General features: G+C 73.8%; 17 protein-coding genes. 9 read left to right on the top strand and 8 right to left on the bottom strand.

The genetic code is table 11. The features are described from left to right. Positions 1-26: 26 nt before the first annotated feature. Both C4U03_RS19710 and C4U03_RS19705 read right to left on the bottom strand, forming a co-directional pair. Positions 27-902 carry a glycosyltransferase family 2 protein gene (locus tag C4U03_RS19710; RefSeq protein WP_103939284.1) on the bottom strand — a complete coding sequence of 292 codons (876 nt, stop codon included), beginning with the start codon at positions 900-902 and terminating at the stop codon, positions 27-29. A 239-nt stretch (positions 903-1141) separates the two neighbouring features. After that, on the bottom strand, positions 1142-2008 hold the full coding sequence (locus tag C4U03_RS19705; RefSeq protein WP_103939283.1) for a glycosyltransferase family 2 protein: 867 nt from the start codon (positions 2006-2008) through the stop codon (positions 1142-1144). A gap of 118 nt (positions 2009-2126) precedes the next feature. On the opposite strand from C4U03_RS19705, the gene C4U03_RS19700 reads away from it, so the two are divergent. The 3 genes from C4U03_RS19700 to C4U03_RS19690 all read left to right on the top strand — a co-directional run bounded on the left by C4U03_RS19700 (position 2127) and on the right by C4U03_RS19690 (position 4644). Continuing rightward, positions 2127-2732 (top strand): flavodoxin family protein, encoded by a 606-nt coding sequence (locus C4U03_RS19700; protein WP_103939282.1) that lies wholly within the window; start codon positions 2127-2129, stop codon positions 2730-2732. A gap of 49 nt (positions 2733-2781) precedes the next feature. Further along, positions 2782-3963: a zinc-dependent alcohol dehydrogenase gene (locus tag C4U03_RS19695; protein ID WP_103939281.1), complete on the top strand. Its 1182-nt coding sequence runs from the start codon at positions 2782-2784 to the stop codon at positions 3961-3963. A gap of 132 nt (positions 3964-4095) precedes the next feature. Then, positions 4096-4644 (top strand): universal stress protein, encoded by a 549-nt coding sequence (locus tag C4U03_RS19690; RefSeq protein WP_160147041.1) that lies wholly within the window; start codon positions 4096-4098, stop codon positions 4642-4644. Between the two features lie 53 nt (positions 4645-4697). Here C4U03_RS19690 and C4U03_RS19685 read toward each other — a convergent pair whose 3' ends face one another. Next, the gene (locus tag C4U03_RS19685) at positions 4698-5333 is read right to left on the bottom strand and encodes a DUF4333 domain-containing protein (protein WP_103939279.1); all 636 of its coding nucleotides are present in this window, start codon (positions 5331-5333) and stop codon (positions 4698-4700) included. A gap of 229 nt (positions 5334-5562) precedes the next feature. Here C4U03_RS19685 and fdhD point away from each other — a divergent pair, with 229 nt between their 5' ends. The 3 genes from fdhD (at position 5563) to C4U03_RS19670 (ending at position 8685) form a co-directional block, all read left to right on the top strand. Then, entirely contained in the window at positions 5563-6375 is an 813-nt protein-coding gene (gene fdhD / locus C4U03_RS19680) for a formate dehydrogenase accessory sulfurtransferase FdhD (protein ID WP_103939278.1), read from the top strand. Positions 6376-6543: 168 nt separating this feature from the next. After that, positions 6544-7479: a metal-dependent hydrolase gene (locus tag C4U03_RS19675; RefSeq protein WP_103939277.1), complete on the top strand. Its 936-nt coding sequence runs from the start codon at positions 6544-6546 to the stop codon at positions 7477-7479. Between the two features lie 237 nt (positions 7480-7716). Then, the gene (locus C4U03_RS19670; RefSeq protein ID WP_235017983.1) at positions 7717-8685 is read left to right on the top strand and encodes an alpha/beta fold hydrolase; all 969 of its coding nucleotides are present in this window, start codon (positions 7717-7719) and stop codon (positions 8683-8685) included. Here the strand turns inward: C4U03_RS19670 and yczE are convergent. Next, positions 8633-9256 carry a membrane protein YczE gene (gene yczE, locus C4U03_RS19665; RefSeq protein ID WP_103939440.1) on the bottom strand — a complete coding sequence of 208 codons (624 nt, stop codon included), beginning with the start codon at positions 9254-9256 and terminating at the stop codon, positions 8633-8635. The two genes, C4U03_RS19670 and yczE, sit on opposite strands and share 53 nt — an antisense overlap. Positions 9257-9540: 284 nt before the next feature. Here yczE and yczR point away from each other — a divergent pair, with 284 nt between their 5' ends. Further along, a complete protein-coding gene (yczR, locus tag C4U03_RS19660) occupies positions 9541-11004 on the top strand; it encodes a MocR-like transcription factor YczR (protein ID WP_103939275.1) in 1464 nt (487 codons plus the stop codon). Between the two features lie 105 nt (positions 11005-11109). Here the strand turns inward: yczR and C4U03_RS19655 are convergent, their stop codons facing one another. Further along, positions 11110-11538: a CBS domain-containing protein gene (locus tag C4U03_RS19655; RefSeq protein WP_103939274.1), complete on the bottom strand. Its 429-nt coding sequence runs from the start codon at positions 11536-11538 to the stop codon at positions 11110-11112. A 143-nt stretch (positions 11539-11681) separates the two neighbouring features. On the opposite strand from C4U03_RS19655, the gene C4U03_RS19650 reads away from it, so the two are divergent. Continuing rightward, complete coding sequence (locus C4U03_RS19650; protein WP_200827336.1) at positions 11682-13145, top strand: MFS transporter; 1464 nt, start codon at positions 11682-11684, stop codon at positions 13143-13145. A 112-nt stretch (positions 13146-13257) separates the two neighbouring features. Here C4U03_RS19650 and C4U03_RS19645 read toward each other — a convergent pair whose 3' ends face one another. Both C4U03_RS19645 and C4U03_RS41180 read right to left on the bottom strand, forming a co-directional pair. Continuing rightward, positions 13258-14124: a hypothetical protein gene (locus C4U03_RS19645; RefSeq protein ID WP_103939273.1), complete on the bottom strand. Its 867-nt coding sequence runs from the start codon at positions 14122-14124 to the stop codon at positions 13258-13260. A 67-nt stretch (positions 14125-14191) separates the two neighbouring features. Continuing rightward, positions 14192-14455, bottom strand: coding sequence for a hypothetical protein (locus tag C4U03_RS41180; RefSeq protein WP_200827335.1), 264 nt, complete (start codon positions 14453-14455; stop codon positions 14192-14194). Between the two features lie 52 nt (positions 14456-14507). Between C4U03_RS41180 and C4U03_RS19635 the strand changes: the two genes are divergently transcribed. Next, complete coding sequence (locus tag C4U03_RS19635; RefSeq protein WP_103939272.1) at positions 14508-15458, top strand: sulfotransferase family protein; 951 nt, start codon at positions 14508-14510, stop codon at positions 15456-15458. On the opposite strand, the gene C4U03_RS40490 is transcribed toward C4U03_RS19635, so the two are convergent. Further along, positions 15442-15591: a hypothetical protein gene (locus tag C4U03_RS40490; protein WP_160147040.1), complete on the bottom strand. Its 150-nt coding sequence runs from the start codon at positions 15589-15591 to the stop codon at positions 15442-15444. The genes C4U03_RS19635 and C4U03_RS40490 overlap by 17 nt on opposite strands. Between the last annotated feature and the right edge of the window lie 455 nt (positions 15592-16046).

Raw genomic sequence — 16046 nt, 5'->3', positions numbered from 1 at the left:
CCCGGCGAAGGCACGGGGGCGCCGTACTAGCCGACGTAGCGGCGCGCCGGGGAGGTGCGTTGCGGCTCCTCCAGCAGGCGCAGAGCCCGTTCGACGTGGTCGGGGACGACCTGGCGCTCGCGCAGCACCCACGGCAGGCCCGCCAGCGCGGCGGCCACCGCCCTGGCGCTGGCCCGGTCGCGGGGCACCGAGCGCAGCACCGTCGCCGTCCGCCGCAGCGCCGAATCCGCCGGACGCCGCAGCCAGGTCGTCCACAGCGTGTTGCGGATGCCGAGCATGCGCCGGTGCCGGGGATCGCGGGCCGGTGACGCCTGGTGGTGGACGACGACGTCCTCGGCCCAGCACATCCACCAGCCGCGTGCGGCCAGGTCCATGCACAGCAGCTCCTCCTCGCCGCCGATCCACAGCCGGGGCGAGAACCCGCCCGCCGCGCGGAAGGCGTCGGCCCGCAGCATCGAGGCGCCCGCCAGGATGCTCATCAGCGCGGGCCCGGGCATCCAGCCTGGCGCCGGCACTGGGGAGTACCGCAGCTCGGGGGTGATCGGGTCCTCCCCCAGGCCGGGCTCGACCAGGATGCGCCCGGTGACCGAGGCCAGCCGCGGGTGAGCGTCCAGCAGGTCGGCTGCCCGGCGCAGCGCGCCCGGCTCCCACCAGGTGTCGTCGTCGCAGAACGCCACGTACGGAGTGGTGATCCGCTCAACGGCGAGGTTGCGGCCCACCGCGCCCAGGTTGCCGGAGCTGGCGATCACCCGGACCCCGGGATGGGCGGCGGCCACCGCGGCGACGGTGCCGTCCCGCGAGCCGTTGTCGACCACGATGATCCGCGGGCGTTCCGGCAGCGCCGTCATGTGCGCCAGTGTCCGCAGCAGTTCCGCGCGCCGGTCTCGGGTGATGATGACCACGCTGACCCGCTCGTCACCGGTGTCCGCCCGATCGCCATCGCCCGCGGAGCGTTCCGGAGCGCGGGCCCGCCCCGCCGCGTGCTCCCCGCCCGGCGCCCGGCCCGGCGTCCGGCCCGCGGGCTCTCCACCCGATGTCCGACCCGCGCATTCCCCGCCCGGTGCCCGGTCCGCGTGCTCTCCGCCCGGTGCCTGGCCCACGCGTTCCCCGGCAGGGTGCGCGCCGGTCCCTTCGAGCTCGTTCACGCGGCGGTTTCCAGCAGCCGAACGTCCCGTTCGACGTGGGGCGGCAGCCGCCGCCTGCGAGCCAGCGCGGCGGGCAGGCGGCCGAGGGCGCCGGCGAGGGCGGCGCGTGCGTCGGCGTTCCGCGCGGCTGCCCCCGCAAGCCGTGCGGTCTCGCCGAGCGCCACCCTCGCCGGCCGGCGCATCCAGGCGGTCAGCAGCGTGTTGCGCAGCTCCGCCCGGAGTCTGCGGCCGGACGGGGGACGGTGGGCGGACGGCTCGTGCACCGCCACCACGTCCGGCACGTAGGCCAGCCCCCACCCGCGGGCGGCCAGGTCCATGGCCAGCAGCCGTTCCTCCCCCACGAAGAACAGCACCGGATCGAAGCCGCCCGCCTCCAGGAAGGCGCGGCGGCGCACGACCGATGCGCAGGCCAGGAAGCCCAGCACCGGCGGCCCCGGCAGGCCGGCCGCGGCGCCCAGCGGGCTGTCGGCCATGGCCGCGTTGATCGGGTCGTCGGTGCGTTCGGGCCCCACCAGCGTGCGCGCGGCGACCAGGCCGAGCCGGGGATGGGCGTCGAGGACCTCCGCCGCCCGGCGCAGCGCACCCGGCTCCCACCAGGAGTCGTCGTCGCTGAAGGCCACGTAGGGAGTGCGCGCGGCCTGCACGCCGGCCGTGCGGGCGGCGGCGCCGAGGTTCTCCGGCAGCCGGATCACCTGGACGCCGGGGAACTCGGCCGCCACCGCCCGCGCGGTGCCGTCGGTGGAGGCGTTGTCGACCACGATGACCGCCGGCTCGCCGGCCGGCGCCGTCAGGTGCTTCAGCGTGCGCAGCAGCTCCGCGCGCCGGTCCCGTGTGGCGATCACGACGGTCATCCGCTCGTTCATGCGCTCCCCCTCCCGGCGAGGCGGTCTACCCCCTCAGCGCCCGGCAAACCTGAAGGTCATCCGTTTGAGGCGCGGGAGGCGGGTAGGGCGCCTGATACCTCACGAGCGAAGGGTCCGTATGCGAGCGACAGTCATCAACTGCACCCTGAAACCCTCCCCGGAGCCGTCCAACACCGAGGCGCTCACCGAGGTGGTCACCGCCGAGCTACGGCGGCGTGGCGTGGAGGTGGACACCGTCCGCGCCGTGGACCTCGACATCCGGCCCGGTGTGCAGACCGACATGGGCGACGGCGACGAGTGGCCGCGGGTCCACCGGATGCTGCTGGACTCACAGATCCTGATCATCGCCTCCCCCACCTGGGTGGGGCAGCCCTCCTCGGTGGCCAAGCGGGTGCTGGAGCGGATGGACGCGATGATCTCCGAGACCGACGACGAGGGCCGCCCGATCGCCTACAACCGGGTCGCCGGTGTGGTCAACACCGGCAACGAGGACGGCGCCCACCACGTGATCGGCCAGATCAGCTCGGCGCTGGCCGACATCGGCTACACCATCCCCGGCCAGGCCTGGACCTACTGGCACCTGGGCCCGGGACCCGGCCCCGACTATCTCGACGACGACAAGGGCCACGACTGGGCCGCCAAGACGGGGCGGGCGATGGCCGCCAACCTCGTGGCGGTCGCCGAGGCGCTGGCCGCCCGGCCGATCCCGCCGCCCTCGCAGTGAGCCCCGCAGCCCACCCCCCAGCCGATTCCGCCGACACGGAGAGACGTACATGAAGGCACTGACCTGGCACGGCAAGCGCGACGTCCGCGTCGAGGAGGTTCCCGACCCGGTGATCAAGGAGCCCACCGACGCGATCGTGCGGATCACCAGCACCGGGATCTGCGGGTCCGACCTGCACCTGTACGAGGTGCTCGGGCCGTTCATCGGGGAGGGCGACGTCCTCGGCCACGAGCCCATGGGGATCGTGGAGGAGGTCGGCGCCGAGGTGTCCCACATCAGGCCCGGCGACCGGGTGGTGATCCCGTTCAACATCTCCTGCGGCCACTGCCACACCTGCGCGCAGCAGTTGTACGCCCAGTGCGAGACGACGCAGGTCCGCGACCAGGGCATGGGCGCGGCGCTGCTCGGCTACACCAAGCTGTACGGCGAGGTTCCCGGCGGGCAGGCGGAGTACCTGCGGGTGCCGCAGGCGCAGTTCGGGCCGATCAAGGTCCCCGAGGGGCCGCCGGACGAGCGGTTCGTCTACCTGTCGGACGTGCTACCCACCGCCTGGCAGGCGGTGCAGTGGGCCGACATCCCCGACGGCGGCAGCGTGACGGTCTTCGGTCTCGGCCCGATCGGGCAGATGGCCGCTCGCGTCGCCCGCCACCTGGGCTACCGCGTCATCGCGGTGGACCCGGTGCCCGAGCGGATCGGGATGGCCCGCCGGCACGGCATCGAGGTGCTGGACGCCGGCCGGGTCGACGTCGCCGCCGAGGCGATCCGGGACATGACCAAGGGCCGCGGCACCGACTCGGTGATCGACGCGGTCGGCATGGAGGCGCACGGCTCCCCCGCCGCCAAGCTGGCGCAGACGGTGACCGGGCTCATCCCCGACCGGGCCGCCGCCGGCCTGATGTCGCGGGCCGGGGTGGACCGGCTGGCGGCCCTGAACCAGGCGATCGACACGGTGCGGCGCGGCGGCACCATCTCGGTCGTCGGGGTGTACGGGGGGATGGCCGACCCGCTGCCCATGCTGCGGATGTTCGACAAGGGCATCACCCTGCGGATGGGCCAGGCCCACGTCAAGCGGTGGATTGAGGACCTGATGCCGCTGGTGACCGACGACGCCGACCCGCTGGGCACCGAGGACCTGGCCACCCACCGGCTGCCGCTGGAGCAGGCCCCGCACGGTTACGAGATCTTCCAGAAGAAGCGGGACGGCGCCATCAAGGTGCTGCTGACCCCCTGAGCGGCGGCCCGTTCCCGGGACGCCGCGACCGGGTGAACGGGACGGGTGTCCTGAGTACAGTGAAAGCGGAAAGGGTCTTCCGCCGGGGCGCCCGTGCCGCGAACCTGGATCCCACAACTCCAGGAGGCCGCCGTGACCGAGACACCAGCCGCCGCGCCGCGTGTGATCGTCGGTGTGGACGAGTCCGAGACCGCCCGGTGGGCGCTGTCGTGGGCACTCGGGGAGGCCCGGTTGCGCGGCATGGAACTGCTGGTCGTGCATGTCGCCCCGGTGCCTCCGTACGCGGCGGCGGCCGGCGTCCCCGGGCACGGCGCGGCCTGCGGGCTGCGTGAGGCGGGCGGTGAGCTGATCACCCGGCTGCTGGCCGAGTTGCAGGAGGGCGGCGGCTGCGGCGCCACCCGGGTCTCGGGGATGACGCTGCTGGGCGCCCCCGGCGACGCGCTGGTGCGGCTCGCCCGCGAAGAGGACATCCTGGTGGTGGGGCGCGGTACGCGCGGGCCGCTGTCGCGGCTGCTGCGCCCGTCGGTGCACCGTCACTGCGCCGCGCACGCCCGCGCCACCCTCGTCTGCGTGGCCCCGCCGACGATCGGCCGGCTCACCGTCCCCGGCGCCGCGCAGGAGCGGCCCCTGCGCCGCCGGCCGTGGTGGCGCCGCCACGAACAGGACCACACCGGCGGCTGACGCCCCGGGGTCCTCCCCTGCGCCCCGCGGTCCGGGGACCGCGGGGCCGGCGGTCACTCGCCCGCGCCGCCGAGGCGGATGTTGAAGTTGACGGTGGTGCCGACCACCGAGGTCACCGTGATGGTGGTCGGCCGCCAGGTGCCGTCCTCGAAGTGCAGGGTGCACTCCATGGTCACGCCGACCTCGCCGCGCAGGTCGCCGGGGCACACGACCGAGCGCGGGACGCCGTCCAGCTGGGGGGCCAGCTGCCGCAGCGCCTCGGCCTCCACCTGCGCCTGGGTCACGACCGGGACCGTGGGCGCGCCGGTGTCGCCGGTGCCGGGCGTGGTGGGCTGGGTGGGCGTGGTCGGCTCGGTGGGAGTGGTGGGGGCGGTCTGCTGCGGGGCCGGGGACTTGATGTCGTAGTTGATCTGGTCGCCGTCCACGCTGGTGACGGTGATGTTGACGACCCGCTCGGTGCCGTCGGCGGTGACCAGGCTGCACTGCAGCGTGGCGCCGACCTCGCCGCGCAGGTCGGCCGGGCAGCTGACCGAGCGGGGCTTGCCGCCGAGCTGGCCGGCCAGCTTGCCGGCGATCTGGGCCTCGACTTCGGAGGCGGCCACGGTCTTGTCCAGCAGGGCGGTGCAGCCGGTGGTGAGCCCGGCGACGAGCGCGGTGCCGAGCAGGGCGGGAGCCAGGAGCTTGCGCATCAACGTTCCTTGAGCCGTCGCGATGTAGACGCTACGACGATCGCCGTCCGGCCGTCCCGCCGCCCAGTGTCGGCGGTCCCGTCGTCCGGAGGACTTTTTCCGGCGCGCACCCGGGACCGTGCCACCGGGCGGGACCGGGACCGCACGCCCACCGCCCCCCGGCACGGTGCCCCGCCCCACCTGCGATCACCGACCCGTTCCGGCCGCGAAAGGGGGTACGGTCGCGGCTATGGGCCGAGTGACCGTCCGCAGACCGGTGCTGCGGCTGAAGACCGAGGGGGAGCCGATCCGGCGCCCGGACACGCTGGCCGTCGAGGAGCCGCTGGAGATCCGGGTGGGCGGACGGCCGCTGACGGTGACCATGCGGACCCCGGGCGACGACTTCGACCTGGTGGCGGGGTTCCTGGCGGCCGAGGGGATCATCGGCGGCCCGCGCGACCTGGTGGCGATGCGCTACTGCGCCGACACCGCCGAGCAGAACGTGCTGGACGTGGCGCTGGCCGAGGGGGTCCGCCCGCCGGGGACGCTGGCCGAGCGCGCCTTCCAGACCACCAGCGCCTGCGGGGTGTGCGGCAAGCAGAGCATCGAGGCGCTGCGCGCGCGCAGCCCCTACGAGCTGGCCGCCGACGCCGTGCGGGTCGATCCGCGGGTGCTGGCCCGGCTGCCGGACCGGCTGCGGGAGGCGCAGCGGGTCTTCGAGCGCACCGGCGGGCTGCACGCGGCCGGACTGTTCGACGCCTCCGGCGAGTTGCTGGCGGTCCGGGAGGACGTGGGCCGGCACAACGCGGTGGACAAGGTGGTCGGCTGGGCGCTGCGCGCAGACCTGCTGCCGCTGTCGGGACGGATCCTGATGGTCAGCGGGCGGGCGTCCTTCGAGCTGGCCCAGAAGGCGGTGCAGGCGGGGATCCCGGTGCTGGCGGCGGTGTCGGCGCCGTCCTCGCTGGCCGCGCAGCTGGCCGAGGAGACGGACCTGACGCTGGTGGGCTTCCTGCGCGGGGAGTCGATGAACGTCTACGCCGGGGCCCGGCGGATCATGGTCTGACGTCCGCCGGCCGGTTTGTCATCCGGACGCCAAAGGGCGCCGGTATTTTGTGGCGCCACGACCAAGAGCGTCCCCCCGTCGCGGGTCTTGACTTCTCTTCCGATGGGACGGGTGTGACCGATCGTCCCGTTCGTCCCGGGCGGGGCGAACGGTGTGAGGAGCAGGTGCATGACGAGGCCGTTGGGAGCCCAGGGAGCCGCGTGGGAGATCGACGAGCGGCATCCCCCGATCAAGACCCGGCGGGTCTCGTTCGACTGGGAGAAGACCCCGTTGCACTGGATCCCCGGGAATCCGGTGGCCACCCACATGATCAACTCCTTTCACGTGGTGCTGCCCGAGGGCGAGAAGTGGTTCATCAACTGCGTCAAGGCCGCCACCCCGTACGTCACCGACGAGCGGCTGCGCCGGGAGATCAAGGGCTTCATCGGCCAGGAGATGGTGCACTCGCGTTCCCACCAGGGCGTCCTGGACGGGCTGCTGGCGGCCAACGGCATCGACGTCACCGTGGTCACCGAGCCGGCCGGCCGGGGCAACGCCGAATGGCCCGCCAAGATGGCCGAGTTGCGCAAGCGCCGGCCCCGGCTCTACCGCAGGCGGCTGCTGTTCGAACTCGGCGCGGTCGCCGCCATCGAGCACTACACGGCGGTGCTCGGCCAGTGGATCATGGACAATGACCGGCTGGACGCCGCCGGGGTGGACCCCACCATGCTCGACCTGCTGCGCTGGCACGGCGCCGAGGAGGTCGAGCACCGCTCGGTGGTGTTCGACGTCTACCGGCACCTGGGCGGCGGGTACCTCATGCGGGTCGCCTCGTGGATGGTGGCGCTGTTCTTCCTGTACTGGGCGCTGATCGGCGGGACGCTGCTGTTCCTCAGGCAGGACCCGACCGTCAGGGGCAAGGTGACGCTGCCGCGGGTCTACCGCTCCTACCGCCGCTCGGTTCGCAGGGGCCTGGTCCCCGGGATCTTCACGCTGCTGCTCGGCGAGGCCCCGGTCTACCTGCGGCCCTCGCACCACCCCTCCCAGGTGTGCTCCACCCCGCAGGCGCTGGAGTACCTGATGCGCTCCCCTGCCGCCCGCGCCGCCGGCTACGACCCGTACTAGGCGGTCTTCCGGAGGTCCGGCGCGCAACGGACGGGAGCCGATGCGGTGACCGGCGCCCGGCCGGTCGCGTGGCGTCCTCCCGGTCGCCCGCAGAACTTCCGGACCCGACTTCTGGGCCCGCGCTCGGCGGCACGCGGGTGACCGGCCTCACCCGCGTGTCGCTTGACCCGCGTCCCGGTCCCGCGATTCATTAACACGATGTCCAATAGTTCGGATGAGCGGATCAGCAGGAGCCGGGTGACCTCCCGCTCCGGTGGCGGGCGGGTGGAGCTGGCGGTCTACCGGCAGGGCGATCCCGGCCGGCCGGTAGTGCTGCTGGTGCACGGCTATCCCGACACGCACGCCGTGTGGGACGAGGTCGCCGCCTCGCTCGCCGGGCGCTTCCACGTCGTCCGGTACGACGTGCGCGGCGCCGGGGCCTCCGCGCGCCCGTTCGGGACCGCCCCCTATGCGCTGGAGCACCTGATGGCGGACCTGCGCGCCGTGCTGGACGAGGTCTCCCCCGGGCGGCCGGTGCACCTGGTCGGCCACGACTGGGGCTCCATCCAGGGGTGGGAGGCCGTGTGCACCATGCCCACGCGGTTCGCCTCGTTCACCTCGATCTCCGGGCCCTGCCTGGACCATGTCGGACGGTGGATGCGCGCCAGGCTGGCCAGGCCCACCCCGCGCAACCTCGGGCTCGCGGCCGGGCAGGCCCTGCGCTCCTGGTACATCTACCTCTTCCAGACCCCGGTGCTGCCAGAGCTGCTGTGGCAGGCGGGGCTGGGCGGGCCATTCGGCCAGGCGCTCCGGCTGGGCGAGGGTGTCGAGCCGCGCGAGGGACATCCGGCCCGGACACTGGCCCGTGACGCGGCCGCCGGGGTCGGCCTCTACCGGGCCAATATGCGCGAGCGGCTGCGCCACCCGCGCGACCGGCGCACAGACGTGCCGGTACAGGTGATCGTGCCGACCCGGGACATGTTCGTGTCCCCCCACTTGGTGGGCGGGCTCGGCGAGCGGGTGCCGGACCTGTCCCTGCGGACGATCGACGCCCGGCACTGGGTGCCGCGCAGCCACCCCGACGTGATCGCCCGGTGGGTGGGCGAGCACGTCACCCGGGTGGAGGGCGGCCCGCTGACCGCCGCCGAGTCCCGGGCCCTGGAGCGGGCCCGGGTCAGGCCCCCGACGGCTCGGGCCGCTCGGCCGCGGCCTTCCCGAGCCCCCTGATCCGCAGCGCGGGGGTGAAGACGTGCGCCAGCGGGCCGATGGTGACCGCGTACAGCAGGGTGCCGACGCCCACCGTGCCGCCCAGCAGCCAGCCCGCCGCGACCACCGTCAGCTCAATGCCGGTGCGGGCGGCCCGCAGGGAGTGGCCGCGCGCCGCCAGCCCGGTCATCAGGCCGTCCCGGGGTCCCGGCCCGAAACCGGCGCCGATGTAGCAGCCGGTGGCGAATCCGCCGACCAGGATCGCGGCGATCAGGTAGGCCCAGCGCGCCGGGGCGGCCTGCGGCGCGGGCAGCAGGGCCAGGAACAGGTCCGCGAACAGGCCCACGAAGATCACGTTGCTGACGGTGCCGAGGCCGGGCCGCTGCCGCAGCGGGATCCACAGCAGCATGACCAGTGCCCCGACGATGATGATCCAGGTGCCGATGGACAGACCGAGGCGCAGCGACAATCCCTGGTGGAACACGTCCCACGGGTCGTTGCCCAGGCCCGAGGCCACCTGCAGGGCGATCCCGAGCCCGTACAAGGCCAATCCGGCATAGAGCTGCACCAGCCGGCGAGCCATCAAGGCCATTGCGGCCTTCCGGCCCGCCGGCGGTCTCAGCCTGCCGTACCGCCACCGTAGCCAGAAGTGGTCCGGTGTCCAGTCCAGGCCGTCCCGCGAGTCGGCGCCGAAACGCGGGACGAACAGAGCGAGCGCCACCAGGGCAGCGAGAACGATCAGCATCGGGATCTCCGGTCGGGGGTCGGGCACGGTGGTGCCACGGGAAGGACGAGTGGACCGTTACAGGCCACCGTGGGCCAGTTTGCCGAGGCAATGGCTTGCTACTTAAGAGCCAATCAAGGAAAGTGGTCTGCATGAGTGTGCGTCATGTCAGCGGCACCCAGCTCGCCCGCCTGCTGGGCGAGCTGCCGCAGGAGCGGCCCTTCTACGCCGCGCTGGCCCGGGCGGTGCGCGGGCTGGTGCTCAACGGCCGGCTGCCGCTACGGGTGCGTCTGCCCGCCGAACGGGACCTGGCCGCCGCGCTCGGGATCAGCCGGACCACGGTCACGGCCGCCTACGACCGGCTGCGCGACGAAGGCTATGTCGAGAGCCGCCAGGGGGCCGGCAGCTGGACCGCCTTGCCCCGGGCCGAACGGCCCGCCGCGCGCCAGGCGGTCACCCGGTTCGGCATCGCGCACACCGCCGACGGCGGATGGCCGCACGAGGAGCCCGTCGACCTGGGCTGCGCCGCGCCCGCCGCCCCGGCCGTCTTCGACGACGCGGTGGCCGAGGCCGTCGCCGAGCTGCCGCGCCACGCCGCCGGGCCCGGGTACGAGCCCGCCGGGCTGGTGGAGCTGCGCGAGGCCGTCGCCGCCCGCTACACCGAGTTGGGCGCCCCCACCCGGCCCGACCAGATCATGGTGACGACCGGTGCCCAGCAGGCGATCTCGCTGCTGACGCAGACGCTGCTGGACCCCGGCGACGCCGTGCTGGTCGAACGCCCCACCTACCCGCACGCGCTGGACGCCGTCCGGCGCCGCGGCGCCCGGCTGGTGCCGGTGGGCGTCACCGGCGGCTGGGACCTGGACCTGCTGGCCGGGAGCATGCGGCAGGCGGCGGTCCGGATGGCCTACACGATCCCCGACTTCCAGAACCCCACCGGCCACCTGCTCGACGACGCCGGGCGCACCGCGCTGATCGAGGCCGCCCGCGCCGCCGACGCCTTCCTCGTCGTCGATGAGACCTTCGCCGAGCTGGCGCATGACCCGGCGGCCCCGCGGCCCCGCCCGGTGGCCGCTCACGACACCGGCGGCCGGGTGATCAGCATCGGCTCGGCGTCCAAGCTGCTGTGGGGCGGCCTGCGCATCGGCTGGATCCGGGCCACCGCCCCGCTAGTGCGTCGGCTGGCCATGGCCCGCGAGTCCGTCGACATCGCCGGTCCGGTGCTGGAGCAGCTCATCACCTGGCGGCTCATGCCGCGCATCGAGGACGTCCGGGCGGAACGGGCGGCCACGCTCACCCGCAACCGCGACGCCCTCGTCGCGGCCCTGCGCGAGCTGCTGCCGGAGTGGGAGTTCACCGTCCCCGACGGCGGGATGACGCTGTGGGCGCGGCTGGGCGCCCCGGTGGCCACCTCGGTGGCCGAGGCGGCGTGGCGGCACGGCGTGCGGGTGACCCCCGGCCCGGTGTTCGGGGTGGACGGCGTGCTGGAGGACTGCCTGCGCCTGCCCTACGTCCTGGACCCGCGGACGCTGCGCACGGCGGTCGAACGGCTGGCGCGCGCTTGTCACGAGGCCGAGACCGCCCCCATCGCCCGCCCGCTGCCCGCCTACGTCTGAAGGGCGGGCCGGCCGCGCCGCGCCCGCCCAGGCGCGTCGCCACGCCTGCGGCACGGCGGCGGGCGGCCCGGCCGCACGCGGTGCCGGCCTCTGCGGACGGAACGGCTAGCCGTGCAGGTAGCCGACCAGGTGCTCGCGCTCGGTCTCCAGCTCGTCAATGGCGCTCTTGACGACGTCGCCGATGCTGACCAGCCCGACCATGCGCCCCTCGTCGACCACGGGCACGTGCCGAATCCGGTGCTCGGTCATGGTCGTGCGCAGCTCGGCCACGTCGGCGTCGGGGCCGCAGGTGCGCACCTCGGCCGTCATGATGTCGTGGACCGGTGCGCCCAGCAGGTCCGCACCCCGCTCGTGCAGCCTGCGCACCACGTCCCGTTCGGACACGATGCCGGCGATCCCGACCCCGTCCGGGGACACCACCACGGCCCCGATGTTCAGCTCGGCCAGCGTGGCCAACAGTTCCCGAACGGTCGCGTCGGGCCGCACGGTGGCCACCTCATGTCCTTTGTTGCGCAAGATGTCACGAATCCGCATAGCCCACACTCCGGCACGGGTCAGGGACGGCAAAGGCTCTCCTGACAAGGTCGCACGTTCTCACCCTGCGGAAAAGGCCCATGTGGCAGGCCGGTCCGGGAGGTGGGAGGCATGAACGGCGCCCATCGGGCAAAAGGAGCGCCATGGCGATGACGCAAGGGCGCACCATCGAGACCGACGTCCCGGCCCGGCTGGACCGGCTGCCCTGGGCCCGCTGGCACTGGACGGTGCTGGCCGGGCTGGGGGCCGTGTGGATCCTGGACGGGCTGGAGGTGACCGTGGTCGGGGTCATCGGGCCCCGGTTGACCGACGAGGCCGGCGGGCTGGGCCTGACCGACTCGCAGGTGGGACTGGCCGCCGCGATCTACGTGATCGGGGCCTGCCTCGGGGCGCTGGGGTTCGGTCACCTCACCGACCGGTTCGGGCGCAAGAAACTGTTCCTGCTGACCCTGGCGCTCTATCTGGTCGCCACCGTCGCCACCGCGTTCTCGTTCAACCCGTACTGGTTCTACGCCTGCCGGTTCCTGACCGGCGCGGGCATCGGCGGCGAGTACGCGGCCATCAACTCCGCCATCGACGAGCTGATCCCGGCACGGGTACGCGGCCGGGTGGACGTGGTGATCAACGGCTCGTTCTGGATCGGCACCACCATCGCCGCCGCGCTGTCCATCCCGATCCTCAACGGCGACCTGATCCCCGAGAACCTGGGCTGGCGGGCGATGTTCGCGCTCGGCGCGGTGCTGGGGCTGGGCATCCTGGTGGTACGGCGCACGGTGCCCGAGAGCCCGCGCTGGCTGTTCATCCACGGCCGCGAGGACGAGGCCGAGCGGGTGGTGCGCGGCATCGAGGAGTCCGTCCGCGCCGAGACCGGCCGGGACCTGCCCGAGCCGGACCGGCGGATCCGCGTCCGCCAGCGGGGGGCCATCGGGTTCGGGGAGATCGCGCACACCGCGCTGAAGCGCTACCCCCGCCGGACGGTGCTGGGCCTGTCCCTGTTCGTCGGGCAGGCGTTCCTCTACAACGCGGTGTACTTCACCTACGCCCTGGTGCTCGCGAAGTTCTTCGGCGTGCCGTCCGGCGACGTCGGTTACTACCTCATCCCCATCGGGCTGGGGAACTTCTTCGGGGCGTTCCTGCTGAGCCGGTTGTTCGACACGATCGGGCGGCGGCCCATGATCGCCGGCTCCTACATTCTGTCCGGGGTGCTGCTGATCGGCACCGGGCTGCTGTTCCAGGCCGGCGTGCTGTCGGCCACCACGCTGACGGCGTGCTGGTTCGCGGTGTTCTTCTTCGCCTCGGCGGGGGCCAGCGCCGCCTACCTGACGGTCAGCGAGATCTTCCCGATGGAGACCCGGGCGATGGCCATCGCCGCCTTCTACGCGGTGGGCACCGGCCTGGGCGGGGTGATCGGCCCGGCGCTGTTCGGCCGCCTGGTGGAGACCGGCGAGCTCGGCGCGGTGGCGGCCGGTTACTTCCTCGGCGCCGGGCTGATGATCGCCGCCGGGATCGTCGAGATCTTCCTCGGCGTGGAGGCGGCCCGGCGCTCGCTGGAGGACATCGCCCGGCCGCTGTCGGCCGAGGACCACTCCCCCGCCACCAAGACCTGAAATCCCGCCGCTGTCGCCGTCGTGCCCTGGACCCCGGTCCGGGGCACGACGGCGTCATGGCCGGCCGGGCGGGACGGCGGCGGAAACTCGGCGGACCGGATAGGGCCTGGCGTCAGGACTCGGCGCCCAGGGTGGTCAGCACGCTGAGGAAGTCGCGCGGCAGCACCAGCGCGTCGCCCTCGTAGCGGGTCTCCAGCAGGGTCAGCTCGCCGCCGCGCCACCAGAACAGGTGCGGGCTGAGCGAGCCGGGACCGTCCTCGTAGGCCTGGTGCGCCTGGATCTGCAGCTCCCGCGCCGCGGTGACCGCCGCGTGGTAGCCGGCGCGCGGGTTGATCGGGTGCGCCACGATGAGGCTGCGGCTCGGCGCGACCACCAGCGCGCCGTACGGCCCCATCTCGACGTACTCCTCCAACCAGGCCAGATGAGTGGCCGCGTAGAAGCTCCAGCCGTGCAGCACCGCCACCGGCACGCCGCCCAGCTCGGAGTCGTCCACCTGCAGCGGACCGTCGGCGCGCACATTGGCGCGGCCCAGCATGAACAGCGCGTCCCCGGAGACCGGCCAGCCGTTCATCTCCTCGACGGTGACGGTGCGGACCGTGGTGGGGGTGTCCACCACCACCGCCTCGATCAGCCCCGGCGCGAACGGCCGCGCGGCCAGCACCCCGTTGTCGGCCTCGGCCGGGTAGATCCGGGTCCGCAGCAGGTGCTGGGCCAGCTCGAAGTCCGACAGGTCCAGCGGCTCCTCGATCGCGGTCACGATCGTGGTGACGTGGTCGGAGACCAGCGCGGGCCAGTCGTCGCGCGGCACCAGCCGCGCCAGCTGACGCAGGTTGCGCATGCTGACGTGCAGCCGGTTGGCCCCCTCCAGCAGCATGACGTCGCCTGGCACCCGCCGACAGGCGTAACCGAGGTTCTCGGCCACCAGCACGACCAGTGAATCCAACGCGCCGCCCGCCCCGTCCAGAGCGCCCCCGCGCATCGACCCCTCCTTGCTCCGCGACGGATAGAGCTTGTCAGGAGAAGGTCACGAAGGAAAGTCCCGCCGGTCACGAACCGCTGTCGGTGACCCGGCGGTCACCTAGCGCCCGCTCCACCGGCCGCGGCAGCGTGTGCCCGATGGGCCCGTGCGGCACCGCGTCGGCGATCTCATCGTAGGGGGTGGGCCCGGTGTTGACGATCACGAGCCGGGCGCCGTGCGCGACGGCCTGCGGGCGCGGCCCGGCTGCCGGGGGAAGGTCAGCCAGGTGCCCACGGCCGGGAACGGGGGCCAGAACGGGCCGCCATGACCCTTCGTGGTTGATCCACTTCATAACGCGGCATGGGCGACTTCTCCCGGTCCGGGGTGCGACACTGGGGACCGCTATGAGGCCCACCCCGCACATCCTGGTGATCAACGGCACGAAGGTTCGCCGGCCGGTGTTCGTCCTGGGCGCTCCCCATTCCGGCACGGACCTGCTGGCCCGCGCGGTGAAGCAGGCGGCGGGGTTCCACCTGACGGCCGGCCGTCCCGGCGTGCTGCGGGTGACCTACGCCTTCGCCCGGCGCCCGGCCATCGCCAGTGAGCGCGGCCGGGGGGCCGCCCGGGTGCTGCGCGACGCCTACGCCGAGGCCTGGCAGATCTCCCCGCGAGGCTGCGCGCAGTGTCCGGCCGAGTGCCGGGCACTGGCGGGGCTGCCGCCCACCGGCGCGCCAGATGCCCCGGACGCCGGCCTGGCCTGCGCGCAGCCGCACGGGGTGCACCGGTTCGCCGATGCCTCACCCGACCTGATCTACAGCGCCGACGTGCTGCTGGACGCCTTCCCCGACGCCCAGTTGCTGCAGGTGATCCGGGACGGCCGGGACGTGGTGGCCGGGATGCTGGCCGACGAGCGCTGCCTGGCCTGGTTCAAGCCCGGGTTCGCCAACCTGGAGGAGGTCTTCCCCAACCCCTTCCTGGGCGTGGAGGACTTCATCGACCGCAACCGCTGGCCGACGGCGGCACCGGCGGTCAAGTGCGCGCTGCGCTGGCGCGGCTCGGTGCGCCTCAGTGCCCGGCTGCGCGCACAAGTCCCCGAGGACCAGCTGTTCACGGTGCGCTACGAGGATCTGGTCGCCCGTCCGGGCGCGGTCGCCGAGGACGTGTCGCAGTACCTGGGCGCCCCGCTGTCCAAGGCGGCGCTGACCGGGCTGGTGCGGGCCGGGGACCGCGGCGCCCAGGAGGGTGCCGTGGGGGCCTGGCGCGAGCGGCTCACCCCCAAGCAGCTCGCCCAGGTGGAACGGGTGGCCGGGCAGGAGCTGCGGCGGCTGGGCTACCGGCTCAGCGGCGCCGGATGAGCGAGCCGGCGCCGGCCGCCGCCTCGGGACCGGCCCAGCCGATCGCCACGCCCGCGGCGCCCAGGCCGACCAGCAGGATCGCGTAGCGGCCGGCGCCGCCCTTCCACGGGTTGATCTTGATGGTGGGACGCATGGTGCGCACCTCCTCCGCTGTGGTGGTGTCCGCCGCGACCGGCGGCGTGACACGACGACTATGACGCTCTCCGGTGACGGCCGGTTGGCGGCCGGATCACCGGCGGGCGAACCCCCGTCCGGCGGGAGCGGAACGACGGCCCGTGCTCCGGCGGCCGGACCGCACGATCGGGCCGCGGCCCGATCGTGCGGTCCGGCCGCGGAACGCCCCCGGCCCGCGCCGCTGAGCCGCCCTCAGGAGCCGTGCGGAGCGTTCGGAGGCATCCGGGGAGGCCCGAAGGCTCCCCACCCGGCAGCGGCATGATCAGCCCGGCCGTCGCGCCGGGGACCGGCGAGGACGGCCTCCGGGGTCCCACGGCCACCGGCGGGCGCGGATCGGTTCCTCGGTCACAGACGGGATCTACCCGCGCATCCCGCCCCTGTCGCGACTGCGGGCGACTTTTGGAGCACGATATG

Origin of the sequence: Thermomonospora echinospora, assembly GCF_900108175.1 — a bacterium.
Taxonomy (GTDB): domain Bacteria; phylum Actinomycetota; class Actinomycetes; order Streptosporangiales; family Streptosporangiaceae; genus Thermomonospora; species Thermomonospora echinospora.
Note: the sequence above shows the minus strand (reverse complement) of the source record. Positions and strands in the feature narration are given on the sequence as shown.